Source organism: Loktanella sp. S4079 (genome assembly GCF_000967725.1).
In the GTDB taxonomy this organism is placed as follows: domain Bacteria; phylum Pseudomonadota; class Alphaproteobacteria; order Rhodobacterales; family Rhodobacteraceae; genus Yoonia.
The window spans coordinates 552816-578628 of the sequence record NZ_JXYE01000002.1 but is presented as its reverse complement, the minus strand read 5'-3'; the positions used below and the strand labels follow the sequence as shown (position 1 = coordinate 578628).

Below are 25813 nucleotides of genomic sequence, written 5' to 3'. Positions count from 1 at the left end.
CGACAAGCATCTCACAAAGTCAACAACTGCCTCGCATCAAAAAAGTTCTTGGAATTTCGACAAATGCTGACTACTGAAACGTTTACGAAACGGTTTTTCGCCCAAAAAATGGGCTTTCACATCTAACAACGCGTATAAAATGCGGCACCAAAGAGTACCATGAACCTCAAAGAACTCTCGAAAAACCTTGGTCTTAGCCAAACAACAGTTAGTCGCGCATTGAACGGCTATCCTGAGGTCAGCGCGGCGACCCGCAAGCGAGTCGAACAAGCCGCAAAAGAGTTCAACTACCATCCTAGCACCCGCGCAAAGGGTTTGGCTACAGGGCGTGCTCTCGCCATTGGACATGTGATTCCCGTTTCCACACAGCATGAAATGGTAAACCCCGTTTTCGGCGATTTTATCGCTGGTGCGGGTGAAACCTATTCACGCAACGGATACGAGATGATCCTCTCGATCGTTGATGACATGAACGAGGAACAAATCTATCGCGGCCTAAAATCAAGGCGCGCAGTCGATGGGGTGATTGTGCATGGCCCGCGCATTGACGACCCGAGGATCGCCCTACTGACCAAGCTGGGGCTGCCCTTTGCGGTACACGGACAGGTCACACGCTGCGATACGCCCTACACTTTGCTCGACGTGAATAACCACGAGGCGTTCGAACAGGCGACGAAATACCTGCTGGATCTGGGGCATCGCCGGATCGCTTTGGTGAACGGCCTTGAAAGCATGGACTTTGCCTATCGACGCCGCAGCGGATACGAGGCAGCGCTGCACGCATGCGACATTGCGATCGACCCAGCCTTGATGTGCTCGGGTGAAATGACCGAGGTGATCGGTTATGAAAACGCTCAGGCATTGCTGCAAACCGCAGATGCACCGACCGCCTTTTTGTGCTCGTCTTTGATCAGTGCGATGGGTGTTCGGCGCGCAATTCAAGAATGCGGATTGACGATGGGCAAAGATGTTTCAGTCATCACGCATGATGACGTGTTGTCCTATCTTCAAAACGGTGGTGACACGCCAATTTTCACTGCGACCCGATCCTCTGTGCGTACAGCCGGTCGTCGCCTTGCCGAAGTGCTCCTTGAATCAATCAAAAACCCAAGCTTACCGCCGCAGCGGGTCATCTTGGAATGTGAATTCGTCGTCGGTCAATCAACCGGCCCTGCCCCGCGAAAGGATTAACATGGACTTTAAACGCTCTGATTTTCCATCAGATTTTCAGTTTGGCGCGGCGACCGCCGCCTATCAAATTGAGGGCCATAAATTCGGCGGTGCAGGTCTAACGCATTGGGATACGTTTGCTGCGACACCCGGTAATGTCATCCGTGCCGAAGATGGCGCATTAGCTTGCGATCACTATCATCGCTATGCCGAGGATCTCGACCTACTCAAAGATGCAGGAATGGACGCCTATCGTTTTTCGACGTCATGGGCGCGGGTGATGCCAGATGGGCGCACGGTGAACCCCGAGGGCTTGGATTTCTACGACCGTCTGACAGATGCCATCCTGGAACGCGGTCTAAAGCCCTATCAGACGCTTTATCATTGGGAATTGCCCTCTGCGCTTGCGGATAAAGGCGGCTGGACCAATCGAGATACGACCAAATATTTCGGCGACTATACTGATGTGATCACTGATAAAATTGGTGACCGAATGGAGGCAATCGCCACCATTAACGAACCTTGGTGTGTGTCCTTCCTATCGCATTTCTTGGGCCATCATGCACCCGGCCTACGCGATATCCGCGCGACCGCCCGCGCGATGCATCACATCATGCTCGCCCATGGCGAAGCAATGACACGACTACGCGCCAAGGGCATGAAGAATTGCGGCATCGTCCTAAATTTTGAACATAGCCCACCTGCCAACGATGAACCGGAAACAGTCAAAGCAGCGGCGCTGCAAGACGCGATCTATAACCGCTGGTTTATTGAGGCCGCGACTAAGGGCACGTACCCCCAAGAAGTCTTGGATGGGCTCGCACCACATATGCCCGAGAACTGGCAAGATGACATGCCGCAAATCAGCCAAAAAATGGACTGGCTCGGTGTCAATTACTATACGCGTCACGAAATCCTGCCTGATCCGGACACAGCATGGCCAAGCCTAAAGGCTGCGGAACCCACACTCGACCTCACGCAAATGGGGTGGGAAATTTACCCACAGGGGCTTCAAGCCATTCTAACCCGTATGGCGAAAGAATACGTTGGCGATATGCCAATCTATGTCACCGAAAACGGTATGGCTTGGGACGATAAGGTCGAGAATGGCGCGGTCTATGATCCGGTCCGTATGAAGTATGTTTCAGATCACATCTTGGCCGCCAAACATGCGATTGACGCAGGCGCCAATGTCAAAGGTTTCTTCTACTGGTCGCTCTTGGATAACTACGAATGGGCCTTTGGTTACGAAAAACGGTTCGGCATGATTCACGTTGATTTTGACACCTTGAAGCGCACGCCAAAAGCATCTTATCACGCGCTCAAATCTGCCATTTCTCGATAGGTCCGACCATGAGCCATCCAACAAATACATATTCTTTGGTTGCCGATATTGGCGGTACCAATACGCGTGTTGCGCTGGCAAATGGCCGCCAGATTCTACCCGAAACAATTCGGCGCTACACGAATAGTAAGTTTCCCGGTCTCGAAACCGTCATTCGCCAATATATCAGCGATGAGAATGACGTTGATCCGATTGCGGCCTGTGTCGCCGTCGCTGGACCAGTGCGTGATGGCGCAGCAACTATGACCAATCTGGATTGGACCATCGACAAAGATACGCTAACCCGCGCGACCAGTGCAGAAACGGTCGCCATCCTGAACGACCTTCAGGCGCAGGGCCATGCGCTTGGTTATATTGATCAAGCTAATATTCAAACCGTCCTACCGGGCCAAAAAGCGCCCGACAATGCAGCGCGGCTTGTCGTTGGGGTTGGTACTGGTTTTAACGCTGCACCTGTTTTTGACCACGAACATGGGCGTATCGTTCCACCCTCGGAAAGCGGTCATGCGAATTTGCCGATCCGCAATGAAATGGAGCTTCGTCTTTGCCAATTCGTTTCAACGGCACATGGTTTTCCTGCCGTCGAAGACGTGCTGTCGGGGCGCGGATTGGAACACGCCTATGCCTTCTTGGGCGTTGAAGCGAATGATCCGCGCGAGCTGTCGGCAAAAGACATTATGGAACGCTGCAACAACCAGACCGATCCCCGCGCCGAAGAGGCCGCGCGCCTGTTTACGCGCATTTTGGGTACGGTCTGCGGCAACCTATCATTGATCCAGCTCCCCTTTGGCGGCGTCTATCTGGTCGGAGGTGTTTCGCGCGCATTCTCTGCCCATCTGACGAATTTCGGCTTCGGCGAAGCTTTTCGCGATAAAGGCCGATTTGCAGGTTTCATGGGCAATTTTGGCGTGCATGTTGTCCACGACGACTACGCGGCGCTGACAGGCTGCGCGGCCCATTTGGTGAGCCTCAGCAAATCAAACTAGCTGGCGACCGCCTCTCCCATCTGCACTTTAACAGTATGCGCTAAGGCACTGAGAGAAAAAGGTTTCGGCAGAAACACTGAATTGGGGATACGCGGTTGCCCGTCCCCAAACGCATCTTCTGCGTATCCCGATACGAACACCACTTTTGTATTTGGGCGGTCTACCAACGCCTTGCGCACCCATGTAGGGCCATCCATGCCCGGCATGATAACGTCGGTTACGAATAGATCGACATGTACCTCGGGGTCAGAGAGCAAATCAATCGCCGCCTCAGCGCAGTCTGCCTCGAGCACTGTGAACCCCTGCAAGCGCAAAGCGCTTGACGCAAACGACCGCACAGGCGCTTCGTCCTCGACAAGTAGAACGACGCCATCAGCGGGTTGATCGAGAATTTCCGATGCTTCTGCCAATGGTGGGATCGGTTCTGCCACAGGCAGGTCATAACTCGGAAACAAGAGCGAGAATTCCGTCCCGCTACCAACCTCACTGTCGGCAAAAATAAAGCCACCCGTCTGTTTGACGATCCCATAGGCCGTGGAAAGACCAAGTCCGGTTCCCTCCCCGGTGCGTTTCGTGGTGTAAAACGGTTCAAAGATCTTAGGCAGTTTTTCAGGCGCGATCCCGTGCCCTTCGTCGACAACTTTGACCAAGACATATTCGCCGGGCGGAACCACTGCACGGTCCTTGACCATCGGTTCGGTCAGGATCAGATTTTCTGTCTCGACCTGAATTTCGCCAGCACCATCCATCGCGTCGCGGGCATTCACAACGAGGTTCATCAGCACCTGCTCCAACTGCCGCTTATCCGCTTTGATTTGCGCTAGAGCCGGGTCGTGATGCAGCGACAATGTCACCTTTTCCCCGACAAGGCGGTTCAAAAGATGCGTCAGGTCAGACAGTGTATCACGCAGGTCTAGGACCTCTGGCTGCAGGTTTTGTTTACGTGAAAATGCCAGTAGCTGCCCGACAAGGCTCGCTGCGCGGTTGGCGTTTTGATGAATTTGGATCAAGTCGCCATAGTTTTGGTCGCCCTCATCATGGCGTAACAACAGTAGATCACAGTGACCAGAAATCGCCGTCAAAAGGTTGTTAAAATCATGGGCCACCCCACCAGCCAGTTGCCCGATCGCTTGCATCTTTTGGCTCTGCACGAATTGCGCCTCAAGCGTTTTCAATTCGGTCACGTCATTCAAGACAGCAATTAAGTGCGGCTCATTCGCCTTACCCGCGATATTCAGTGTCACCTGCACAAAGGTGTCCTGACGATTGCCCCGACCGCGCAAGAACTGTGATACGTGGCCACCACGCCCTTCGGCGGCTTCACGCAGCCAATCGTTTATTGGCCGACCAAGCCCATCCAGCACATCTGCCACGCGCTGTTCAAGCGTCGCATCCATCCCCAAAAGCTGCCGCGCCTCGCGATTCGAGGCCAAGATGCTCCCATCGGAACAAATCTTTAGCAGTGGGACGGGCAAATCTTCGATTTCGTCCCAACCTGCCCCGATCGTTGGCGGTTTCTTGGGCAAATGGGCCGATGGCATCAGCACGATATCGCGTCGGCCAGCGTGCCCTTTCATTTCTGCGATCACAACGGGGATTTGTCCGGTCAGTGATTTCATCCGCACCGTTTGCCCCGAAACCAGCGGAAGTTCGTCAAATAAATCGCGAAGGCTATTGGCCTGCCCGCCATGCAATTCGCGAAACGCCTTATTCTGGTGGGATATCACCCCATCAGACGCCACACTCAAGAGCGGAAAGGCCAAGCCCTCGCCTTGAATCACATCAACACCGCCTAGCTCGTCAAGTCGCCAAAGAAGGCTATTCGCACTAAGGAGCGAGAGGCGCAGTCGAAAATGTGCGCGACGCGTGATGATATATTCTTTGCAAGATTGGCTACGCAAATTTGTCCGCTGCATCCGTTCCAGCAGTGTAACCGGGTCAGCGATCAAATTTTCAAAAACGCTCGAAAGTTGCCGCCCATTGCAATCACCAAAACGTGCAACAGCTTTGTGATTGGTGTAGCGCACTTTGCCGGAAACATCGGTGATGAATGCATGATCAGGGTCGAGCGCAATAAGCCGTGCAGAGCGTTTTTCAATCCCTCTTGGGCGCAATGTCCAATAGCCTAGCACCGCGCCAGCAAGAACAAGCAAGAGCCGCCCCCATAGCGGCACAATGAACAAAGATGCCCCCAAAAGAACCACTGTGATCGACAAAAAGAGTATCCGACGAACCCTAGAAACAGGTGGAGATAGATGCGGAAACTCAATCGTTTGATCTGTGGACACTGCCAACCTCACTGCTCGCTCGGGTCTGGCTTATCGCATTAATGCTTAACCATTTATTAATGGGTAACGATCAATGCGCCGCATTCCTATGTTTTTCGCAATAAATTCAGATAGAAACCGTCATTATTTGGGCCAGGGATCAGCTGATGTCCGAGCGCGCTCTGCCAGTCGGGATGGTTGGCGCAAAACGCCTCTACGATTTTGCTATTTTCCACATCAAGAACGGAACAAGTCGCATAGACCAGCGCCCCACCAACGGCCACCAGCGGTGCCGCACTTTCGATGACGTCGCGTTGCATTTGCGTCAGACGATCAAGCTCTTCGCTGGTCAGTCGCCATTTGGCGTCAGGGGTGCGCCGCCACGTTCCGCTTCCTGAACAGGGAGCATCGCAAAAGACCACATCAAACGGCCCCACGCCCATGAGAGATTGCGTAGACAACGTTTCTATCGTTACCCCCGCCCGCGCCGCACGTTCAGGGATATCCTTCATGCGTTGCGGGGCGATGTCATGTGCAAACACCTGCGCATCATAGATATCTGCGAAAGCGAGCGCCTTGCCGCCGCCGCCAGCGCAATAATCTAGAACCCGTGCCCCATCATTGACGGGCACCTCACGGACCGCAAATTGTGACGCCGCATCTTGAAGCTCTATCAGACCGTCCTGATAGGCCCTCGAATTCTTGACCCGACGCGCGTTTTCAGTAACGCGCAAACATCCCTCAACTGTCGGATGCGGGACGGTAGAAATACTGTCCCCCGCCAAAAGTTTTTTTGCCATATCAACTGTCGCCCGACGTCGATTGACCCTCAGGTACACATGCGCACGTAATTGCTGAGCAATCGCTGCGGCCTCTGCCTCGGTACCTAAGCTCGATTGCCACAAATCCCACAGCCATTCGGGAACATCACATTCCTGCGCCTGCGTAAGAGAAGCAGGTTTCACGAGTACCTCTCTCTCTGCATCGGACAGAGGCGCAGGCGCGTGCCCCTCTCCTGCAAAGAACGCATCAACGTCTAAACCATCACGCCGTAACAGCGCGGCCAACAATGCACGGCCAGTGCCATTGCCCAAAGATAGCTTTGCACGCAACACGTCAAAAACATGATCACGGACAGCAGCCCGATCTTTGGATCCTGCAAAACGGCTATTGCGCGCCCAAGTGGTGAGCGCCTGTTCGGCAGGCTGCCCATCTCGGATATCGTCCAATATCGAAATCGCCGCAGCTACTCTTGCGCCGGGGGTCATGTCACGCTCCTTGGAAATATACGCGCGCCCTGCGATCAATCTGTCGCTGGGCGCGGTAAAATGATCTACCCAATCCTATAATTCGGACTTTCGCGTGTGATCTGCACGTCGTGCACGTGGCTTTCTTTGAGGCCCGCGCCTGTAATTTTAACAAAATTACAGTTCTTGCGCATCTCAGGCACCGTTGCGTTACCCGTGTAACCCATTGCCGCACGGAGACCGCCGACCAGTTGGTGGATCACGGCATTCGCAGAGCCTTTGTATGGAACTTGGCCCTCGATACCTTCTGGGACCAGCTTGTCGCTTGCAGCGTCTTTCTGGAAATAACGATCCGCAGAACCACGCGCCATCGCGCCAAGGCTACCCATACCGCGATAAGATTTGAACGAGCGACCTTGGTACAGGATTACCTCGCCTGGGGACTCGTCGGTTCCCGCGATCATCGAACCAACCATGGCACAAGACGCACCTGCCGCAATGGCCTTAGCAAAATCGCCCGAGAATTTGATCCCGCCATCGGCGATGACTGGGATATCACCAGCGGCAGCCGCGCAATCCATAATTGCGGTCAACTGAGGTACACCAACCCCAGCAACCATGCGCGTCGTGCAGATTGATCCGGGGCCAATCCCGACCTTAACCGCATCTGCACCCGCTGCGATCAATGCTTTGGCTGCCTCGCCCGTTGCGATGTTACCTGCAACGACCTGAACATCGCTCGACAGTGCTTTGGCACGTTTGACTGCCTCGGCGACGCCTTGCGAGTGACCGTGTGCGGTATCAATCACAACCATATCAACGCCCGCTTCGATTAGGGCCTCTGTCCGTTCAAACCCTGCATCACCCACACCCGTCGCCGCAGCGACGCGCAAACGGCCAAGGCTATCTTTGCAAGCGATTGGGTTCAGCACCGCCTGTTCGCTATCCTTTAGGGTCAAAAGCCCTGTCAGTTTACCTGCGGCATCCGTGATCAGCAGCTTTTCGATGCGCCGCGACTGCATTAGCGAGCGCGCCTCGTCCAGATCGGCTGGCTCTTGCAAGACCGCCAAATCCTTGGTGGTCATCATGACGCTCACAGGGGTGCTATCATCTTGGGCGAAACGCATATCGCGATTGGTGACAATCCCCACGATCTTGCCATCCTCGCCGACAACGGGGAAACCAGTGATGCGGTAGCGCTCCATCAACTCCTTTGCATCTGCAAGAGTTTGTTCTGGGCGCAAGGTCACAGGGTTATAGACGGTCCCTGACACAAAACGCTTTACCCGACGCACTTCTTTGGCTTGCTGTTCAACGTTCAGGTTCTTGTGGATGACGCCCATCCCGCCGGCCTGTGCCATGGCAATCGCCATCTTGCCTTCGGTCACTGTGTCCATCGCGCTTGATAGCAACGGAATGTTCAGTGCAATTGATTTCGTCACATGCGTGCGTGTGTCCGCCGTGGACGGCATAACACTGGATGCCCCTGGCACCAACAACACATCATCAAAGGTAAGCGCCTCGCGAATCTCCATCAACCGTCTCCTTGGGTGGCATCGTTGGCACTGCGCTATCGCACGGATAGGCACGCAGCAAAAGCCCCAAAGCGTGAAGTGCGGATAATTCCAAGCGATTTACTATGTCAGTTTACTGATGGCGCGCAGTCTGTGCAAAAAGGCTATCTAAGAAATAGGCAGATAACGCGACCCGACCAGATATGCCCGCCTTACGATAAACCGCATTAGCCCGATCGCGGACTTGCGCCAAGGACGTCCGTTGAGCAAGCGCGATTTCCTTCAATGACGCCCCCTTCAAGAGCAGTTCTGCGACGTCCATCTCTTCGCCCGTAAGCCCCCAGGCCCGAAACTCTAGCGCGATTGCGTCGCTCATTGCTGCGATTTCTTGCGACCGCGCTGCACGCCAGTCAGCGCCCTGCGCGGCATGACGCACCAAGGCGTCACGAAACGCCTGTTGATCGTCGCGCATTTGCGTGACGCGCTGGGTCGACCACGCAACAGCAACAACCATCAGAACCAGCAGCGCTGTTTCCGCAATGTCCAGAGCAATATCACCCATGTCCCAAGGGGGTGATTCCCGGACAATATCGAGCGCGCAAACAACGACAAATGCGCAAACAGGCAAAATAATGAACCAATTCGGACGCATCATGTCATATCCCATTATCATCTCAGAGCATCTGCGCATGGGTTTAAGCTAATTAAACATAAGATCACAGCTTTGATGACGCTTCGCATAATGATTATGACGGGTTCTGACCTTACATTTCTTGATGTGCACGCTATCTAGGGCGAAACAACCCAAGGCCGCGTTCATGAGCACTGATCCACTTGTTATTTTTACCCCTTCTGGCAAACGCGGAAGATTTCCGGTGGGGACACCCGTTTTAACAGCGGCGCGGCAGCTGGGCGTGGATCTCGATAGTGTCTGTGGCGGGCGTGGTATTTGTTCGAAATGTCAGATCACCCCGTCCTATGGCGAATTCTCGAAACATGGCGTCACAGTCGCACCTGATGCCCTATCTGAATGGAATGCGGTCGAGGAACGGTATGACAACATTCGCGGCCTCAAAGCCGGACGCCGACTGGGGTGTCAGGCTACGGTGCAAAGCGACGTTGTGATCGACGTTCCAGCCGAAAGCCAAGTTCACAAGCAAGTCGTGCGCAAACGCGCAGAGGCGCGCGAAATCACGATGAACCCATCCACGCGGCTTTATTACGTCGAAGTCACCGAGCCCGATATGCATGATCCGTCCGGCGACCTCGAAAGGTTGGTCGAGGCGCTCCGCCGAGAATGGGAATTGCCACATCTTGAGGCCGACTTGGGCGTTTTGCGCGCCCTTCAGCCCGCGTTGCGCAAGGGCGAATGGAAAGTCACTGTCGCTGTCCACTTGGGCGATGACACCTATAGCCCGCGGATCATCCAGATTTGGCCGGGCTACTACGAAGGTGCGATCTATGGGCTTGCAGTTGACCTTGGCTCGACGACCATCGCCGGTCACCTATGTGATTTGCGAACTGGTGAGGTCATCGCCTCATCTGGGATCATGAACCCACAGATCCGATTTGGCGAGGACCTGATGAGCCGGGTCAGCTATGGGATGATGAACGACACCGGTTCTGTCGAGATGACAGCCGCAGTGCGTGAAGGGATGAATGCACTGTTTGTGCAAATCGCGGCAGAGGCGGAAATCGACCCCGGTTTGATTGTTGATGCTGTGTTTGTCTGTAACCCAGTAATGCATCACTTGTTTTTGGGCATTGATGCCTATGAACTAGGTCAGGCACCCTTTGCGCTGGCGACCTCCGATAGCCTATCCGTGCGCGCCGTCGATCTTGATCTGAAACTACACCCTGCTGCGCGTGTCTATATGCTGCCCTGTATCGCGGGTCATGTCGGCGCAGATGCCGCCGCTGTCGCCTTGTCAGAGGCGCCGGGCAAATCTGATGACTTGATGCTGGTCGTGGACGTTGGCACCAATGCCGAAATCATTCTTGGCAACAAGGACAAGGTGCTTGCCTGTTCGTCCCCAACTGGCCCCGCCTTCGAAGGTGCTCAGATCAGCTCCGGCCAGCGTGCAGCGCCCGGCGCAATCGAACATGTCGAAATCGACCCTGTGACCAAGCTCCCTCGGTTCAAAGTGATCGGATCAGAACTTTGGTCAAACGAAGACGGCTTTGATGCCGCCATCGCGCAAACTGGTGTGACCGGTATTTGCGGATCCGGTATTATCGAGGTCGTCGCTGAAATGCGCATGGCGGGAATTGTTGACGGCCCGGGACTGATCGGATCGGCCGAACAAACAGGATCACCCAATTGTTTCGCTGATGGGCGTACGAATTCATACCTGCTTTATGATGGCACCGAACACGGTGGCCCAAAAATCACTGTCACGAATACCGATATTCGGCAAATCCAAATGGCCAAGGCGGCGCTCTATTCGGGTGCACGGCTATTGATGGATAAATTTGGCGTTGATCATGTTGATCGCGTGATCTTGGCCGGGGCGTTTGGCGCGCATATCAGCCCCAAACACGCGATGGTGCTCGGGATGATCCCTGATGTCGCCTTGGACAAGGTCACAAGCGCTGGCAACGCCGCAGGCACCGGCGCGCGCATCGCTCTGCTCAACACAGATGCACGCCGCGAGATCGAAGAAACTGTTCGCCAGATTCACAAGATCGAAACAGCAATCGAACCGCGGTTCCAAGAGCATTTCGTCAATGCCTCTGCGATGCCAAATGCGGTCGATCCTTTTCCGATCCTGCGTTCAATCGTCCAACTGCCCGACGTCAGCTTTAACGAAGGTAGCGGACAAACAAGACGGCGGCGCAAACGGCCAAGCTGACGGCTCGAATGTCCTGCCAAATTGGCGTTGACGACGGCGGACCTGCGGCTTAGACGCATAGGAACAAGCGGGTATGGTGAAAAGGTATCACGAAAGCTTCCCAAGCTTCAGTTACGGGTTCGATTCCCGTTACCCGCTCCATTCATTGACATAGCAAAGAGGCCACGATGCCCGATATTACCCGCAAGCACACAAACGCCCGGATGAGCCAATTGGTGATTCACAATGGGATTGCATATTTGGCCGGTCAGGTCGGCATTCCAGGTGCTTCGATCACCGATCAAACCAACGATGTCTTGGCCAAGATCGACGCGCTACTGGCCGAAGCTGGCACCGACAAAACCAACATTCTGACAGCACAGGTTTGGGTGTCCGACATTGCCACCCAGTTTGAGGAAATGAATGCTGCATGGGACGCATGGGTACCCGAAGGGCACGCCCCCGCACGCTGGACCGGCGAAGCCAAGCTCGCTACGCCGGACTACAACGTTGAAATCATCGTGACTGCTGCAATCTAACTTAGGGTGGATCTTGATCCACCTACCCCCAGAACATCCCAAGCAAGCCTGCCACAGCAATTGGCAGGCTCATCGGCAGAATCTGCCGGGCCAATACTGCCCATTGGCTATCCTCTGACCCAACAGCTTTGCGGATCATAATCATGAGCGGGAACAGGACAAATACAGATCCGAGAAACCCGAGCACCGCAACGGTGCCCTGGGATGTGGGCACAATTAGTGCAGTACCCGCCATCAACTTCACCGCACCGGCACCAATTCCGCCTGCAGCAAACAACGCAATACCCGCAAGAAAAACAAGCCCCCCTTGCAACAGCTGCCATCCATAAACAGATGGTTCGGGCGCTGTTGCTAGCTGAACAATGAATAAAACCACGGGCAGCAAGGTCAGCCAGTTTGGCATACGCGCTGTTCGCAAATCGATCATCAAGGCAACAATGAGAACAGCTGCCATCGCATAGGGAATATATTGGGTGATCATTGTGAAACCTTTTTCATTGATCACCCAGATGTGCGCTAAACGCCGTTCTTTTGCAAGAAATCCACCAGCGCAGCCGTTGATCCATCTTTGCCTGCGGTATCCTGTGCCCCTTCGACAACAGGCTGCAACGCAGTTGCCAGCTCCTTGCCCAGTTCAACCCCCCACTGATCATAAGAATTGATCCCCAAGATCACCCCTTCGACAAATACGCGGTGTTCATACAGCGCGATAATCTGTCCCAGAACAAAAGGATCAAGCTTTGGATAAGCAATCGTGACCGACGGGCGGTTGCCCGGAAAGACACGATGACGCGCTTGACGCTCCAATTCCTCTCCGCTGAATTTGTCAGAAACCTTGTCACGGGCCTCATCCAGATCACGACCCCGCATCAATGCTTCGGACTGGGCCAAACAATTGGCGACCAGCAATTGGTGTTGGTGGTGCAGGTCATCTTCGTGACCACGTGCCGCCACCAAGAATTCGCACGGAATAACGCGGGTCCCCTGATGGATCAGCTGATAGAACGCATGTTGGCCGTTGGTGCCCGGTTCCCCCCAGACCACAGGACCGGAATTTACGGGCAGATCAGCACCATCCATGCTGACGCCTTTGCCGTTACTTTCCATCTCAAGCTGCTGCAAATACGCTGGCAAGCGACCTAGCAAATTGTCGTAGGGCAGCACCGCGCGGGTCGCATGGCCGCAAACCTGATTGTGCCATACCCCAACCAAAGCCAGCAATGCAGGCAGGTTTTCATGCCACTCTGCCGCCTTAAAGTGTTGGTCCATCGCCTGCCCACCACGCAAAAACGCGCGAAAAGCGTCTGGTCCAATAGCGATCATCAATGACAATCCAATCGGCCCCCACATCGAATAGCGGCCACCGACCCAATCCTCGAACCCAAAGACCCGGCTTGCGTCAATGCCAAATGCCGCGGTTTTATCCGCAGCCGTCGACAGCGCCGCAAATTGCGCACCGGTGTCCGATACCTTCTGCGCCATCCACGCCTGTGCAGTACGCGCGTTAGTCATGGTTTCAATGGTCGTGAACGTCTTTGACGCGACAATCACAAGGGTCGTTTTCGGGTCACAGGCCCGCAGCACGCCCGCGATATCCGCAGGGTCAACGTTGCTCACAAAATGACAACGTGGCCCATCGTGATATGGGGCCAGCGCCTGCACTGCCATGGCAGGCCCTAAGTCAGAACCACCAATCCCGACATTCACAACATCAGTGATTTTGCCACCCTGACCGACATAGCTGCCATCACGAATAGCCGTAGCAAACGTGCTCATGCGATCAAGTGTCGCCTGCACCTCGGGCATCACGTCGTCGCCGTCCAGCAGGATTGGGTCACCATCAAGATTACGCAACGCCGTATGCAGCACCGCGCGCCCTTCGGTTTCGTTGATCGCAACGCCAGAGAACATCGCGTCACGCTTTTGCGCGACACCTGTCACCTCGAGCAATTCGATCAGTAAATCGCGCGCTGTGGGGTCAATATTTGTCTTGGAATAGTCAAACAACATATCCCCAGCGCGCGCCGAAAAATCCTCTGCACGCGCGGTATCCAGCATCGTTTCAAAGCGACGATCCGCGACAGATTTATGGTGATCCTTGAGCTTATCCCACATCTTATTTCTCCGCCCAATGCACTGTTGTGCCATTTAGAATGGCAGCCACGGGCGCCTCTTGTGGTGAGAGCGTCTGCGCCTTTTCCAAAGCGGCACGCTTTTCAGGACCGATGATGACGATGTGACGGTTCATTGCCGCATTCAAGACGGATGCTGATAGCGTTATTCGAGGCTCGGGCGCGCCCGGCGCACGCATCGCAACCAGCCGGTCCGCCCCATTCAGCGCCAAATCCAATTGGTCCGCCCCCGGAAAGATCGACGCAGTATGCATATCGGCGCCCATTCCCAACAGACAAACGGAAATCGGCAAGGCAGCCTCCATCGCATCTGCGAGGTCTGGCAGCTTTTCCTCTGGCGTTTCGGCTTCGGCGTAGAGCGGAACATATTCTGCATCTGCCGCGCGATCGACCAACAGCCGACTGCGCAACAACCGTGTGTTCGACCGGTCGGATGTTTCTGGAACCCAGCGCTCGTCGGTCAGCATGACCTTAACACGAGACCAATCCAAGTCGACGCTACACAGGCTATCGAAAATCGGACCGGGTGTCGTCCCGCCCGGCACAGCCAGCGAAGCTGTCTCGTGGGTCAGGAGTGTATTCTTCAACTCTCCGGCCAAAGTATCAGCCAGATTCATCATCATCATTTCAGCGTCAGGATACTCGAGCAGCTTCATTTACCCCACCTCATTTTCGATATTCAACTAGATTAGCTTTGCCTATTTAGGCTTTGATTTCACGCCATCTTCTTCCGTCACGATGGATCATCGCAAGCGCATCTTCGGGCCCGGCCGAGCCAGCATCATAAAGCTTGGGCACATCGTTGCGCGCCTCCCATCCGTTGATCAACGGATCGGTCCAGCTCCATGCGGCCTCAACTTCATCACCACGCATGAACAGCGTCTGATTTCCCCGAATAACATCCATGATCAAACGCTCGTAAGCATCTGGAACTTCTTCGGCGTCAGGACCCAAAGCGTCAGCGAAAGTCATATCTAGCGGCACATCAATCAAGCGCATCCCGCCTGGGCCCGGCTCTTTGATGGTAACTTGCAAATCAATGCCTTCGTTGGGTTGCAGACGGATGGATAGAATATTGCGATGACGCGCCTCGTCGCCTTCAAAAATTGAATGGCCCAAATCTTTGAAGACCACAGTGATTTCTGATGAACGTGCCTTCATCCGTTTGCCTGTGCGCATATAGAAGGGAACACCCGCCCAACGCCAATTCGCGATTTCGCATTTCATCGCGATAAAGCTCTCGGTGAAGGAACGTGGATTTTCAGCATCTTCGCGATAGCTTGGCCCATCGGGACCGGCGTCATATTGACCACGGACGATGTGATGCGGCTCGACCGGCTGGAGCGCACGAATGACCTTGAGCTTTTCGTCGCGCACTTCGTCCGCGCCAAATTGGCTTGGGGGTTCCATCGCGATCAGGCAAAGCAACTGCATCAAATGGTTTTGCACCATATCGCGCATCGCGCCCGATTTATCATAATAAGCGCCACGACCACCGACGCCGACAGTTTCAGCAACCGTGATCTGAATGTGGTCGACGTAATGGTTGTTCCAGAGCGGCTCGAACAGCATATTGCCAAAGCGCACGGCCATCAGGTTCTGGACGGTTTCTTTCCCAAGATAATGGTCAATCCGGTAAATCTGCCGTTCGTCAAAATGGCTCGCTAGCGTTTCATTCAGCGCACGCGCCGTATCGAGGTCGCGCCCGAATGGTTTCTCAACAACAATGCGGCTTTCTGCGTTCGCAATCTTATGCGTATGAAGCCGCTCTGCCAGATCACCAAACAGCGACGGCGCAACTGAAAAATAGAACGCTTGCACGACGTCTTGCCGAACGAGACCGGCGAGTTGCGCCCAACCGCCCTCACCTTTTGCGTCGATGGCGACATAGTCAAGCGCTTCAATAAATGCCTCTAACCCTTTGGTATCGTTCTTTTCAGCACCACCAAACTCTGCGACGGCATCTCGGATCATCTGCTGATAACCAGCACGATCCAAGTCTGAACGCGCGGCACCAATGATCCGTGATCCATCCGGCATTTGACCAGAAAGGAAACGACGGAACAGTCCGGGCAGTATTTTTCGGCGAGCCAAATCACCGGTCCCGCCAAAGATGACAAGATCAAAAGTTTCGACGGGAATGACGCGAGAGACCATAGCTTACTCCGCTTAGTTTAGGTACGTTAGCGCTAACGTCGCGTATCTAACCCGCGCAGCAACCCAAGTCTAGCACCAGTTCACGCTAAGCTTCTAGTTCTGCATCCCAATAAAGAAAATCGACCCAGCTTTCGTGCAGGTGATTGGGCGGAAATTTGCGTCCCGCGTTGTGCAATTCTTCGGTCACAGGCTGACGCGGCGGCTTGCGCAGGCTCATGCCACATTGTTTGAGAGACCGCGACCCTTTTTTAAGATTGCATGGTGAGCAAGCAGCCACAACGTTTTCCCAGCTTGTCACACCACCTGCCGCGCGCGGAACAACATGATCAAAGGTCAATTCACCCTTTGCGCCGCAATATTGGCAGCAAAACGAATCCCGTAAAAACAGATTAAACCGCGTAAAAGCTACCTGCTTGCGCGGTTGCACAAAATCCTTGAGCACAACGACGCTAGGTATTTTGATTTGCGTCGTTGGGCTGCGCACATATTCGTCATATTCGCTTACGATATCAACGCGATCTAACCACGCGGCCTTGATCGCGTCCTGCCAAGGCCAAAGCGAAAGCGGATAATATGACAATGGCCGGTAGTCGGCGTTAAGCACCAATGCCGGAAATTGTTTGAGTGCCGCAGGGGCACGTACAAAATCGGTTCGAAAATCGGCCTGCGTCATATCCATATCCCACACACGAAGCGCGGGAACTTAATTCAGCGGCGTTCCCGCAGTCCTCTTAATAAAGGACTATATATCGCGTCAGAAATGTGACAACCCCCAGCATCTACCGGAAATTGTGAAATTTTGTGCAAATTAAGCAGCTTTTGGCCAACCCCGTAGAATCACACGCGCCCGCCCTTCTGCCTTAGCGCGATTAAGCGCCCGTTCTGCAAATCGCAAAAGCACTTCGATTGATGGCTGCCCCCGAACGACCACTGCACCGACCGATATTGTGGCCTCATGCACCTGACCGCGCGAACAGACCTGAATCCCATCGGCAAGGCGATCTGCAATATCACTCGCGGAATCAGCCGGGGCGCCCGGCATATAAATAGCAAACGATGCACCATCGAGCCGTCCGATGATATCGGTGACGCGAGTTAGCTCACGACATCTTTGCGCCAGCGCGAGCAAGCAAACATCCCCGGCGCTACGTCCATGCGCCTGGTTGATTGATCCCAGATGATCGATGTCCAGTACGAGTAAAGCGCCTTTTTGCGGCAATACCCGCATCGCAGCGGCACTAAAGGCGCGTCGATTAAGTAACCCAGTCAAAGGATCAGAGCGACCAACCGCGTTCACCCGTTGCTGTAGTCTACGCAACTGCCCAGCCGTCAAACAGATGAGACCCACGACAACCGCTGATAGTGAGAATGCCACCACCCCATATGCGTGTTGCGCCATCCCCAAATGGCCAAGCAAAAACAATTGCGCAAACACGATTGCCGCAAGGCAGATCGTAAGCGCAGGCATAAACAGCAGCCATCCCCACAAGGACCTTGGCGCAATTGCAGTCAAAACCTGGGGATGGAACATTTTTAAAGCCTCTACCAAATCGGACACGCGCACGACTGTAGGCGTAATCGGTAAGGGCTTTGTTAATAGGACAAATTTTAAGTTTAGCTCATACCAAATCGGTCGCGCATGAATGCCAAGGCAACTTGCAACCCATCAGGCGCGATGCCGTGGCCCGTGCCTTTCATGATATGCGCGTAGACTTCTTTCCAGCCCGCCTGCTGCAAAGTCTCAGCCGCATGCGGCAACGATTGCGGTGGCACCACATCGTCTTGATCCCCGTGAACCAACAAAACCGGGGGCCGGCACTGAACCTCATCCGAAAGCAACTCTGGCTCCAGCAAACGCCCAGAGAAGGCAACGATGCCAGCAACTGGGTCTTCGCGACGCGGTAGCACGTGTAGCGCCATCATGGTCCCTTGGGAAAAACCCAAAACGATCACCTGCTCAGGAAGGAGATCTTCGTCGACCATCACGCCATCAAGAAAGGCATCCAGATCAGCTGCGGCACGCTCTAGCCCGGCGCGGCTTTCTTCTTCGGATGATCCGTCGATCCATGGGATCGGAAACCACTGAAAGCCCATCGGCGCGCCGGCACATTCCTCGGGGGCATCGGGGGCAATAAACAGGGTATCTGGCATGTGCTCTCCAAGCGGATCAGCAAGTCCAATCAAATCGGCCGCATTCGCGCCATAACCGTGCAGAAACACGACGCATGATCTGATCTCACCAGATAGTGGTTCGCGCCGCTGCGCCTCGAGTGCCCGTGTCATCTGATACCTTCTCGTTGTTTACTGTGTTTGTAGTAGGCCCACATGATGCGCGCCGCAACCGATCGCCACGGCGACCACGCATGTGCCATCGCACGAAGCTCGCTTTCCTTGGGGCGCTGATCCAAATCAAAGATCAATTTCGCCGCCTCTTGCAGGGCCAAATCCCCCGGTGCAAAGACATCCGCGCGACCCAATGAAAACATCGCATAAATCTCGGCCGTCCAGACACCGATGCCCGAAACAGCCGTGAGCGTTTTGACAACCTCATTGATCGGCAAATCACGCAACCCCGCGTAGTCGATTTCTGCCTCAGCCAAGGCGCGGGCATATTTCGCCTTTTGACGGCTGAGGCCGAGCGCGCGCAACGCTTCATCATCGACCCGCATGATTGCCGCCGCGGTCGTCATGTCGGCATCTTGCAAACGACCCCAGATCGCATTGGCCGAGGCGACGCTCACTTGTTGACTGACAATCGCAGCGAGAAGCTCCGCAAACCCATCAGGTTTTAATCGCAACGGCAGCGGCGCTAACCCATTCATCGCGATTTCAAACCTTGGCTCAGCGGCGCAAAGCCACGCAGCACCCTCGGCGATACAGGCCGGGCCAACGATCCTTCGCTCCGCCATCACGCATTCACCCAATTCAATGCGGCCTCAATCGTCGTGACACAGGGCCAATCCCCCGATGGCGGACGCGCGATCATCAATACCGGAATCCCCAAGTGATTGGCCGCCGTAAGCTTGGTCCGGCTCGCCGCACCACCAGCATTCTTGACGATAAGAAAATCAACATTCAGCTCTTGAAATAGCTTCACTTCATCGGCGACCGAAAATGGCGGTCGCCCCACCAAAAACCGCCCACCCGCAAAAGGGAACGCACCCTCAGGCGGATCAATCTGGCGGCAAATCACTTCGCAACCAACCAGATTATCAAAACGCTGCAGCGTTTGGCGTCCGGTCCCAAGAAACACGGTTGATCCCGCAGGGATATGTTGGGCGGCCTCTTCTTCATGCGCGATTTCAGTCCAATGATCACCCGCCTCTGGGGACCACCCCGGACGTAAAAGCTGTAGGTATGGCAAGCCCAATTCCGCGCATACCCGCGCAGTGCGCTCGGTGATGCGATGGGCAAATGGATGGGTCGCATCCAAAACCCGCGAGATCCCACTCTTGGTCAGAAACTGACGAAATCCTTCTTCTCCGCCGAATCCGCCAGTCCGTGTTGGCAAACTCATCTGCGCGGGCGTCCGTGTCGCGCCTGCAAGCGAAACAATAGCGTCCTGCCCTGCGAGCACACTGGCGATTTGTTTGGCCTCACCTGTCCCACCCAAGATTAACAGCGTCATGACTGCGCCTTTGCGATAATGTTGCCTGCCCGGTCGATGACAATCGTATCAATCTGTGTCTGCAGACCGACAAGGGCCTGCGCCTGAACGCGCGCGGCAATCGCGATGCGGTTGGCAAGCTCCGCACCCACGATTTCATAGGCCTCAAGCGCCGTATTCGCCTCTTTGACGCGTGTGTCGCCCACCAATGCGGCAAGTTTCGTGAAATCCACCTGAGAGCGCGAAGAATGCAGATCAACGGCCCCTTGCGCCAGTTTAGCCATCTTTCCGATCCCCCCGCCGATCGTGACACGCTCAACTGGGTTTTTCTTGATGTACTTCAAAAGCCCGCCTGCAAAATCCCCCATGTCCAGCATGGCGTGATCCGGCAGATCAAAATGCTGTTGCACCGCCCTCTCTGACGTTGCACCTGTACATCCGGCCACATGGCGTAACTGATCGGCACGAGCAACATCGACACCACGATGGATCGACGCAATCCAAGCCGCGCACGAGAAAGGTCGCACCACACCGGTGGTCCCCAAAATCGAAAGGCCACCCTTGATGCCTAGGCGCGGGTTCCACGTCTTTTGCGCAATAACCTCACCGTCGGGAATGGAAACTTCGATTTCAACATCTGCGGGTCTCGCATATTTTGCAGCCATCTCATTGACGACAGCACTCATCATCTGTCGTGGAATGGGGTTAATGGCAGCTTCACCAACTGGAATCGGCAGCCCCGGCTTTGTCACTACTCCGACGCCCGTGCCAGCCGTAAACTTGATCCCGTTCCCCCCCGGACGAACAGTAACAACAATTAAGGCACCATGTGTGACGTCCGGATCATCGCCCGCGTCTTTCGTGATACCAACGCGTGCCCAATCCGCACCACACTCAGACAAAGCAAGCGGAAAAACAGGTTTTTCCCCGCGCGGTAACACAATCTGAACATCAGATGGAAACGCCCCACGCCAAAGCCGGATCAGCGCAGCCTTGGTTGCTGCGGTCGCACAAGCGCCTGTGGTCCAGCCACGGCGCAATTCTCCGGAGGGCTTTCTTGTCATCAGTCCGACTATAAGCCTGCATTTGGATGCCGCCAATCCGCAATCGGTGGTCGTTTGGCACCTTTCCAACGGTCGCGTTCAACGGCATAAGGGATCTATGACGCATACACCTGAACTCCCCGCCTTTCGCTGGCCCCAAATGGAACCCGGATGGGTCTGGCTCTGTGGTGCAGGTCCGGGCGATCCCGGCCTTCTGACACTGCATGCAGCCAACGCCCTGCGTCAGGCGGATGTTGTGATCTATGATGCATTGGTCCAAGAGGCGATTTTGGATTGGGCCGCCCAAGCCGAACATATCTACGCCGGTAAAAGAGGTGGAAAGCCTTCTGCCAAGCAACGGGATATTTCGCTACAACTGGTTGATCTCGCGCGAGCCGGGAAAAAGGTTCTACGCCTCAAGGGCGGCGACCCTTTTGTCTTTGGCCGCGGCGGAGAAGAGGCACAGACCCTCGTCCAACACAATGTTCCGGTGCGCATCATTCCCGGTATTTCTGCCGGGATTGGGGGGCTAGCCTATGCAGGCATTCCTGTCACCCATAGGGACGTCAATCAATCGGTCACCTTTGTCACAGGGCACGACCAGTCTGGAAACACCCCGGGATCGCTCGATTGGGGTAGCATTTCCAGAGGATCACAGGTGATTGTCATCTATATGGGGATGAAGCACATCGCCCAAATCGCCGAAAAATTGTTAAACGCAGGTCGGCCCATCGACGAACCCGTCGCCGTGGTAACCTCTGCCACAACCGACGACCAAACGGTCCTCGAAACCACATTAGGTAGAGTTGTCGACGATATCGCCAATGCGGGGCTCGAACCGCCCGCAATCATCTGCGTCGGCAAATCCGCACTCATGCGACAGGTGCTCGACTGGCAGGGCATGGCCGCAGGGCAAGCCCCGCGTAACCTTGACCCCCTCGGACGCGGCCGCCCGGCGGAATCAGCCTAATGTCCCTCGCTTTGTTCAAAATACTCCCGCCGGAGGCAGCGCAACGGCACCACAAGCGATGAGCTTTATTGTTAGCGCCCCATCGTCTGGTAGTGGCAAAACAACCATTACGCTGGGGTTACTGCGCGCGTTGAGCCGCACACAGCCCATAAGGGCCGCAAAATCCGGTCCCGATTACATTGACCCACGCTTTCACGAGGCCGCTTGTGGTCGTCCGTGTGTCAATCTCGATGCTTGGGCAATGACACCAGACCGGATCAAATCACTCGCCCACGGTGATACCCCACTGATCATCGAAGGCGCGATGGGTCTCTTTGATGGCGCGCCGCCGGAAGGGAAAGGTGCGACAGCGGACCTTGCCCGTATTTTGCGTTTGCCCGTGGTGCTGGTCATTGATGCAGGAAAAATGGCTGGATCAGTTGCTCCGCTTGTGCACGGCTTCATGAATTTTGACCCAAGCGTTCAGATCGCTGGCATCATCCTGAACAACGTCGGCTCACCCCGCCATGAAAAGATGCTGCGCCACGCATTGGGGGACATTAAAGTTTATGGCGTGGTGCCACGCACGCGTGATCTTACGCAGCCTTCGCGCCACCTTGGCCTTGTCCAAGCCCAAGAACGGCCTGACTTAGAACGCTACCTTGACGACGCTGCTGACCTCATCACGCGGAGCGTCGACCTAGACGCGCTGATGGCACTTGACGCACGACCGCTTGCAGCGCGACCTACCTGCAACCTGCAACCGCCGGCCCAATCTATCGCCATAGCCCAAGACGAGGCTTTCGCATTCACCTACCCGCACGTCCTAAACGATTGGCGCACAAAAGGAGCGACGCTTAGCTTCTTCTCGCCACTCAACAATGATCCGGTTCCAACCGCAGATTTCGTATACCTCCCCGGTGGATACCCAGAGCTTCACGCCGGGCGCCTCGCAAGCAATCTTACCTTCCTCGACAGCCTAAGGGGCATCAAAGCCCCCATTTTCGGTGAATGCGGCGGGTATATGATACTCGGCGACGGGTTGATTGATGCAGATGGCGAACGTCACGAAATGGCCGGGCTCCTGCGGCTCGAGACATCATTTGCACAACGCAAGCTCCATCTTGGTTATCGCCATGTTACGGCAACCCACGGACCCATGGCAGGCTCTTGGACGGGCCATGAATTCCACTACGCGAGCACATTGCGTGCAGAGGGCACCCCGCTGTTCAATGCGCGTGACGCCGAAGGTCATGACCTCGGCGCAGCGGGCCTGATTAACGGGAAGGTTTCCGGGTCATTTTTCCATTTGATTGATGCGTCATAAATACCATTGCGTCAGCGAGATACGCTGTTTACCGATACGCATATGGAACATTCAAACGACAGACGCGCCAAACGTAACGTAGCCGTACTTGTGCTCGCTCAGGCTATTCTGGGCGCGCAAATGCCGATGATTTTTGTGATCGGTGGATTGGCCGGCGGCATGCTGGCGGATAACCCCTGCCTTGCGACCTTGCCAATCTCATTTATCGTATTTGGATCAATGACAACGGCGCCTTGGCTCAGCCCGCTTATGCAACGTAACGGGCGGCGGTTTGGATTTGTCTTGGGGGCCTGCGCAGGCGCGCTTGGTGGGCTCATCTCAGCCTATGGATTGTACCAAGCCTCCTTTGGGCTCTTTCTTGCTGGTTCATATATGACTGGTATCTATATGTCAGCACAGGGCTTTTTCCGGTTTGCCGCCACCGACACCGCGTCCGAGAGCTTCCGACCCAAGGCGATTTCATATGTTATGGCTGGTGGCCTACTATCCGCGATGATCGGCCCACAGTTGAACAAACTCGTCCAAGACGCTTACGCAATTCCGTTTCTTGGCAGCTACCTTGCTGTTGCGGCAATCAACATCGGCGGGATGCTCTTGTTTATTTTCCTCGATCTGCCCAAAGGCGCAAAGCAAGATCAAACACAACACGAACAACCGACCCGTAGCCGCATGGCGCTCTTGCGTGAACCAAGGGTCCTTGTCGCCATCATCTGCGGCATGGTTTCCTATGCGCTGATGAACCTCGTGATGACATCGACGCCTTTGGCTGTGGTTGGCTGCGGCTTTGATAAAAACAACGCCAATGACATCGTGTCTGCACATGTGTTGGCAATGTTTGTGCCGTCATTCTTTACCGGGCATCTGATCGCCAAATTCGGTGTTGAAAAAATCGTCGCAACTGGGCTCGCAATCCTTGCAGGCGCAGGTGTCGTTGCTCTCAGCGGCGTGACTTTGATCAACTTCTACGGCGCATTAATTCTGCTTGGATTGGGCTGGAACTTTGGGTTTATTGGGGCGACGACAATGCTCGCTGGCGCCCATTCACCCCATGAACGTGGCATGGTCCAAGGCCTGAACGACATGATTGTCTTTGGCATGGTTACGGTCGCTTCGTTGGCCTCAGGCGGATTGATGAACTGCTCAGGTGGTACAGCCGTCGAAGGTTGGACCGCCGTGAACCTCGCCATGATCCCATTCCTCGTACTTGCAGGCGGATCGCTAATCTGGCTCGCGCGACAGCCAAGAGGCATAAAATAGATGTTCTGGCGTCGCTCTCAAAGCATCAGTGACGAACTGAAAGAATGGATCGTCGACAGCTTCGATTGGGCAGATACCACATTCGGGCCGGACTGGAGCAGCTCGCGCAAACTTATCAAGGCAACCAAAGAGTTTTTCACTGCCAAGGCTGGTGACAGCCCAGAAGTTGCACAACAAATCGCGGATGATATTGCGCGTTTGCTCCCATTGCCATCCATTCCTGTATTGCCTCTAGGATCGATCGACCCTGAATATAGGCACAACTATCAAGATCTCTCGGCAGTAGCTGGCCTGTACCATCATGACGATGATGCGCCCATGATCAACTACGACCCTGCTTTGATGCGCCAACCGATTGGCTTTATTAACACCATGACGCACGAATTAATGCATGGCCGTCTTGCTAATTATATCGACGCGATGCCAGGTGGTGAACCAGTGCATGAACTATCAACCGACTTGCATTGTATCACACATGGCTTTGGGCTCTTTGCAATTGAGGGGCCTGCTCAAATGGGGTGGTCTGGTTACATGACCCAAGAGTCACGTTCCTATGCGCTGGCAGAATTCCTCGCGCGGCATGACATTGATCCAGCTGAGGCGCTGAGTCGCTTAAGCCCACGCGGACATAAAGCGTTAAAACGCGCGATCAAAGAACACGCTGCCGACTAGCGCCACCATCCCCGCAGCGCGACATGCATAAACCGCAAATGTTCGCGCAACGGTGGTAGCCCAAGCGCTCCACGGGCAACCTTACCCGGATCTTTGCGAATTTGGTGTAAGACGGGGCGTGTCAAATAACCCGAATACAAGACAGGTGCTGCGTCACTCGCGACCCCATTGCGTTGTTCAATCGCGGCAATCAGTTGCGCCTCAGCCCGTGTGGCGAGTGACAAAACACCCGCTTCAGACCCATCCGGCAATGGCTTGCGGCCACGCTCTTCCAAGTCCGGGATCGCGCGAAACCAATTTGCCACGCCTGCGGCATAAGCAAAATCCCGGATAACAGCTTCATCGCGCTGCCCCAGCAACCGCGCAGCGGTCCACATCAAATGTCCTGAGGTTGCATCGATGTAGCTATCAAAATGGGCGGCATCCTCGAACGGATCCTTGTAGATATCCCAACGACGCGCGGCGACCAAACCATCCAAGAGCGCCGCACCTTCCGCATCCAAAACCTCGGCGAGCGCATCAACCACCTCATGCTTACGCGGCTTCTTATCGCCCGCAATTTCTTCAAGCGCGTCACGCCACCATTGCAACCGCATTTCTGCAATCATCGGCTCTTGCGTCACCCAAGGAGCGCGCGCAACCTCAACATTGAACGCATATAACGGAAACAACACGCGACGCGCGCCAACAGGTGCCGCCATCGTCGCACGAAAGCGTTCAGGATCGGCCTTTTCAACCAAAGCGGCACAGGCATTCAGGCTCATTGCTCT

Annotated in this window: 24 protein-coding genes and 1 tRNA gene; 10 read left to right on the top strand and 15 right to left on the bottom strand. The window is 54.9% G+C overall.

Going from position 1 to position 25813, the window contains the following annotated elements; all coding sequences use genetic code 11:
* Positions 1–159: 159 nt before the first annotated feature.
* From TW80_RS04015 to TW80_RS04005, 3 genes are read left to right on the top strand one after another with little or no spacing between them, the layout of a single operon-like run.
* Positions 160–1191, top strand: coding sequence for a LacI family DNA-binding transcriptional regulator (locus TW80_RS04015; RefSeq protein ID WP_045996029.1), 1032 nt, complete (start codon positions 160–162; stop codon positions 1189–1191).
* 1 nt (position 1192) lies between these two features.
* On the top strand, positions 1193–2515 hold the full coding sequence (locus TW80_RS04010) for a GH1 family beta-glucosidase (RefSeq protein WP_045996028.1): 1323 nt from the start codon (positions 1193–1195) through the stop codon (positions 2513–2515).
* Positions 2516–2523: 8 nt separating this feature from the next.
* Complete coding sequence (locus TW80_RS04005; protein WP_045996027.1) at positions 2524–3501, top strand: glucokinase; 978 nt, start codon at positions 2524–2526, stop codon at positions 3499–3501.
* Here the strand turns inward: TW80_RS04005 and TW80_RS04000 are convergent.
* The 4 genes from TW80_RS04000 to TW80_RS17590 all read right to left on the bottom strand — a co-directional run bounded on the left by TW80_RS04000 (position 3498) and on the right by TW80_RS17590 (position 9184).
* Positions 3498–5789, bottom strand: coding sequence for an ATP-binding protein (locus TW80_RS04000; protein ID WP_239450485.1), 2292 nt, complete (start codon positions 5787–5789; stop codon positions 3498–3500). The two genes, TW80_RS04005 and TW80_RS04000, sit on opposite strands and share 4 nt — an antisense overlap.
* Positions 5790–5875: 86 nt before the next feature.
* Positions 5876–7036, bottom strand: a complete 1161-nt coding sequence (locus TW80_RS03995) for an RsmB/NOP family class I SAM-dependent RNA methyltransferase (protein WP_045996025.1) — start codon at positions 7034–7036, stop codon at positions 5876–5878.
* 65 nt (positions 7037–7101) lie between these two features.
* Positions 7102–8550 carry an IMP dehydrogenase gene (gene guaB / locus TW80_RS03990; RefSeq protein WP_045996024.1) on the bottom strand — a complete coding sequence of 483 codons (1449 nt, stop codon included), beginning with the start codon at positions 8548–8550 and terminating at the stop codon, positions 7102–7104.
* 112 nt (positions 8551–8662) lie between these two features.
* The gene (locus TW80_RS17590; protein WP_157033205.1) at positions 8663–9184 is read right to left on the bottom strand and encodes a helix-turn-helix transcriptional regulator; all 522 of its coding nucleotides are present in this window, start codon (positions 9182–9184) and stop codon (positions 8663–8665) included.
* A gap of 163 nt (positions 9185–9347) precedes the next feature.
* On the opposite strand from TW80_RS17590, the gene TW80_RS03980 reads away from it, so the two are divergent.
* From TW80_RS03980 to TW80_RS03970, 3 genes are all read left to right on the top strand, one after another.
* Positions 9348–11381 (top strand): ASKHA domain-containing protein, encoded by a 2034-nt coding sequence (locus TW80_RS03980; protein WP_045996023.1) that lies wholly within the window; start codon positions 9348–9350, stop codon positions 11379–11381.
* 67 nt (positions 11382–11448) lie between these two features.
* Positions 11449–11522 (top strand) — tRNA-Gly (locus tag TW80_RS03975).
* 26 nt (positions 11523–11548) lie between these two features.
* Positions 11549–11899: a RidA family protein gene (locus TW80_RS03970; protein ID WP_045996022.1), complete on the top strand. Its 351-nt coding sequence runs from the start codon at positions 11549–11551 to the stop codon at positions 11897–11899.
* A gap of 22 nt (positions 11900–11921) precedes the next feature.
* Here TW80_RS03970 and TW80_RS03965 read toward each other — a convergent pair whose 3' ends face one another.
* From TW80_RS03965 to TW80_RS03920, 10 genes are all read right to left on the bottom strand, one after another.
* Positions 11922–12380 (bottom strand): prepilin peptidase, encoded by a 459-nt coding sequence (locus TW80_RS03965; RefSeq protein WP_045997002.1) that lies wholly within the window; start codon positions 12378–12380, stop codon positions 11922–11924.
* 35 nt (positions 12381–12415) lie between these two features.
* The gene (gene pgi, locus TW80_RS03960; protein ID WP_045996021.1) at positions 12416–14014 is read right to left on the bottom strand and encodes a glucose-6-phosphate isomerase; all 1599 of its coding nucleotides are present in this window, start codon (positions 14012–14014) and stop codon (positions 12416–12418) included.
* 1 nt (position 14015) lies between these two features.
* On the bottom strand, positions 14016–14687 hold the full coding sequence (pgl, locus tag TW80_RS03955; protein ID WP_045996020.1) for a 6-phosphogluconolactonase: 672 nt from the start codon (positions 14685–14687) through the stop codon (positions 14016–14018).
* A gap of 46 nt (positions 14688–14733) precedes the next feature.
* The gene (gene zwf / locus TW80_RS03950; protein WP_045996019.1) at positions 14734–16188 is read right to left on the bottom strand and encodes a glucose-6-phosphate dehydrogenase; all 1455 of its coding nucleotides are present in this window, start codon (positions 16186–16188) and stop codon (positions 14734–14736) included.
* 85 nt (positions 16189–16273) lie between these two features.
* A complete protein-coding gene (locus TW80_RS03945) occupies positions 16274–16867 on the bottom strand; it encodes an HNH endonuclease (protein ID WP_204218466.1) in 594 nt (197 codons plus the stop codon).
* A gap of 129 nt (positions 16868–16996) precedes the next feature.
* Positions 16997–17719, bottom strand: a complete 723-nt coding sequence (locus tag TW80_RS03940) for a GGDEF domain-containing protein (RefSeq protein WP_157033204.1) — start codon at positions 17717–17719, stop codon at positions 16997–16999.
* An 83-nt stretch (positions 17720–17802) separates the two neighbouring features.
* Positions 17803–18471 (bottom strand): alpha/beta hydrolase, encoded by a 669-nt coding sequence (locus TW80_RS03935; protein ID WP_045996018.1) that lies wholly within the window; start codon positions 18469–18471, stop codon positions 17803–17805.
* Complete coding sequence (locus TW80_RS03930) at positions 18468–19097, bottom strand: DNA-3-methyladenine glycosylase family protein (RefSeq protein WP_045996017.1); 630 nt, start codon at positions 19095–19097, stop codon at positions 18468–18470. The genes TW80_RS03935 and TW80_RS03930 overlap by 4 nt, the downstream gene beginning before the upstream one ends.
* Complete coding sequence (locus tag TW80_RS03925) at positions 19097–19816, bottom strand: cobalt-precorrin-6A reductase (RefSeq protein WP_045996016.1); 720 nt, start codon at positions 19814–19816, stop codon at positions 19097–19099. Before TW80_RS03925 ends, TW80_RS03930 begins: the two co-directional genes overlap by 1 nt.
* Positions 19813–20859: a cobalt-precorrin-5B (C(1))-methyltransferase gene (locus tag TW80_RS03920; protein WP_045996015.1), complete on the bottom strand. Its 1047-nt coding sequence runs from the start codon at positions 20857–20859 to the stop codon at positions 19813–19815. The genes TW80_RS03925 and TW80_RS03920 overlap by 4 nt, the downstream gene beginning before the upstream one ends.
* 97 nt (positions 20860–20956) lie before the next feature.
* Here TW80_RS03920 and cobA point away from each other — a divergent pair, with 97 nt between their 5' ends.
* The 4 genes from cobA to TW80_RS03900 are packed head-to-tail and all read left to right on the top strand — an operon-like array spanning position 20957 to position 25043.
* On the top strand, positions 20957–21808 hold the full coding sequence (cobA, locus tag TW80_RS03915; RefSeq protein ID WP_045996014.1) for a uroporphyrinogen-III C-methyltransferase: 852 nt from the start codon (positions 20957–20959) through the stop codon (positions 21806–21808).
* A 58-nt stretch (positions 21809–21866) separates the two neighbouring features.
* A complete protein-coding gene (locus TW80_RS03910; RefSeq protein WP_045996013.1) occupies positions 21867–23114 on the top strand; it encodes a cobyrinate a,c-diamide synthase in 1248 nt (415 codons plus the stop codon).
* Between the two features lie 42 nt (positions 23115–23156).
* On the top strand, positions 23157–24371 hold the full coding sequence (locus TW80_RS03905; RefSeq protein ID WP_045996012.1) for an MFS transporter: 1215 nt from the start codon (positions 23157–23159) through the stop codon (positions 24369–24371).
* A complete protein-coding gene (locus TW80_RS03900; protein WP_045996011.1) occupies positions 24372–25043 on the top strand; it encodes a hypothetical protein in 672 nt (223 codons plus the stop codon). It begins immediately after the preceding gene.
* Here TW80_RS03900 and TW80_RS03895 read toward each other — a convergent pair.
* On the bottom strand, positions 25040–25807 hold the full coding sequence (locus tag TW80_RS03895) for a squalene/phytoene synthase family protein (protein ID WP_045996010.1): 768 nt from the start codon (positions 25805–25807) through the stop codon (positions 25040–25042). The two genes, TW80_RS03900 and TW80_RS03895, sit on opposite strands and share 4 nt — an antisense overlap.
* Positions 25808–25813 lie beyond the last annotated feature (6 nt).

Bases quoted from the DNA above. Each gene is read 5' to 3' on its own strand.
- TW80_RS03945 (WP_204218466.1), bottom strand. From the start codon at position 16,867: ATGGATATGACGCAGGCCGATTTTCGAACCGATTTTGTACGTGCCCCT.
- TW80_RS04015 (WP_045996029.1), top strand. From the start codon at position 160: ATGAACCTCAAAGAACTCTCGAAAAACCTTGGTCTTAGCCAAACAACA.
- guaB (WP_045996024.1), bottom strand. From the start codon at position 8,550: ATGGAGATTCGCGAGGCGCTTACCTTTGATGATGTGTTGTTGGTGCCA.
- TW80_RS03970 (WP_045996022.1), top strand. From the start codon at position 11,549: ATGCCCGATATTACCCGCAAGCACACAAACGCCCGGATGAGCCAATTG.
- TW80_RS03920 (WP_045996015.1), bottom strand. From the start codon at position 20,859: ATGACAAGAAAGCCCTCCGGAGAATTGCGCCGTGGCTGGACCACAGGC.
- TW80_RS03900 (WP_045996011.1), top strand. From the start codon at position 24,372: ATGTTCTGGCGTCGCTCTCAAAGCATCAGTGACGAACTGAAAGAATGG.
- pgl (WP_045996020.1), bottom strand. From the start codon at position 14,687: ATGAAGCTGCTCGAGTATCCTGACGCTGAAATGATGATGATGAATCTG.
- TW80_RS17590 (WP_157033205.1), bottom strand. From the start codon at position 9,184: ATGATGCGTCCGAATTGGTTCATTATTTTGCCTGTTTGCGCATTTGTC.
- TW80_RS03910 (WP_045996013.1), top strand. From the start codon at position 21,867: ATGAGCTTTATTGTTAGCGCCCCATCGTCTGGTAGTGGCAAAACAACC.
- TW80_RS03980 (WP_045996023.1), top strand. From the start codon at position 9,348: ATGAGCACTGATCCACTTGTTATTTTTACCCCTTCTGGCAAACGCGGA.
- TW80_RS03930 (WP_045996017.1), bottom strand. From the start codon at position 19,097: ATGGCGGAGCGAAGGATCGTTGGCCCGGCCTGTATCGCCGAGGGTGCT.
- TW80_RS03925 (WP_045996016.1), bottom strand. From the start codon at position 19,816: ATGACGCTGTTAATCTTGGGTGGGACAGGTGAGGCCAAACAAATCGCC.
- cobA (WP_045996014.1), top strand. From the start codon at position 20,957: ATGACGCATACACCTGAACTCCCCGCCTTTCGCTGGCCCCAAATGGAA.
- TW80_RS03995 (WP_045996025.1), bottom strand. From the start codon at position 7,036: ATGACCCCCGGCGCAAGAGTAGCTGCGGCGATTTCGATATTGGACGAT.
- TW80_RS03895 (WP_045996010.1), bottom strand. From the start codon at position 25,807: ATGAGCCTGAATGCCTGTGCCGCTTTGGTTGAAAAGGCCGATCCTGAA.
- TW80_RS04010 (WP_045996028.1), top strand. From the start codon at position 1,193: ATGGACTTTAAACGCTCTGATTTTCCATCAGATTTTCAGTTTGGCGCG.
- pgi (WP_045996021.1), bottom strand. From the start codon at position 14,014: ATGTGGGATAAGCTCAAGGATCACCATAAATCTGTCGCGGATCGTCGC.
- TW80_RS03905 (WP_045996012.1), top strand. From the start codon at position 23,157: ATGGAACATTCAAACGACAGACGCGCCAAACGTAACGTAGCCGTACTT.
- TW80_RS03965 (WP_045997002.1), bottom strand. From the start codon at position 12,380: ATGATCACCCAATATATTCCCTATGCGATGGCAGCTGTTCTCATTGTT.
- TW80_RS04005 (WP_045996027.1), top strand. From the start codon at position 2,524: ATGAGCCATCCAACAAATACATATTCTTTGGTTGCCGATATTGGCGGT.
- TW80_RS03935 (WP_045996018.1), bottom strand. From the start codon at position 18,471: ATGACACGGGCACTCGAGGCGCAGCGGCGCGAACCACTATCTGGTGAG.
- zwf (WP_045996019.1), bottom strand. From the start codon at position 16,188: ATGGTCTCTCGCGTCATTCCCGTCGAAACTTTTGATCTTGTCATCTTT.
- TW80_RS03940 (WP_157033204.1), bottom strand. From the start codon at position 17,719: ATGTTCCATCCCCAGGTTTTGACTGCAATTGCGCCAAGGTCCTTGTGG.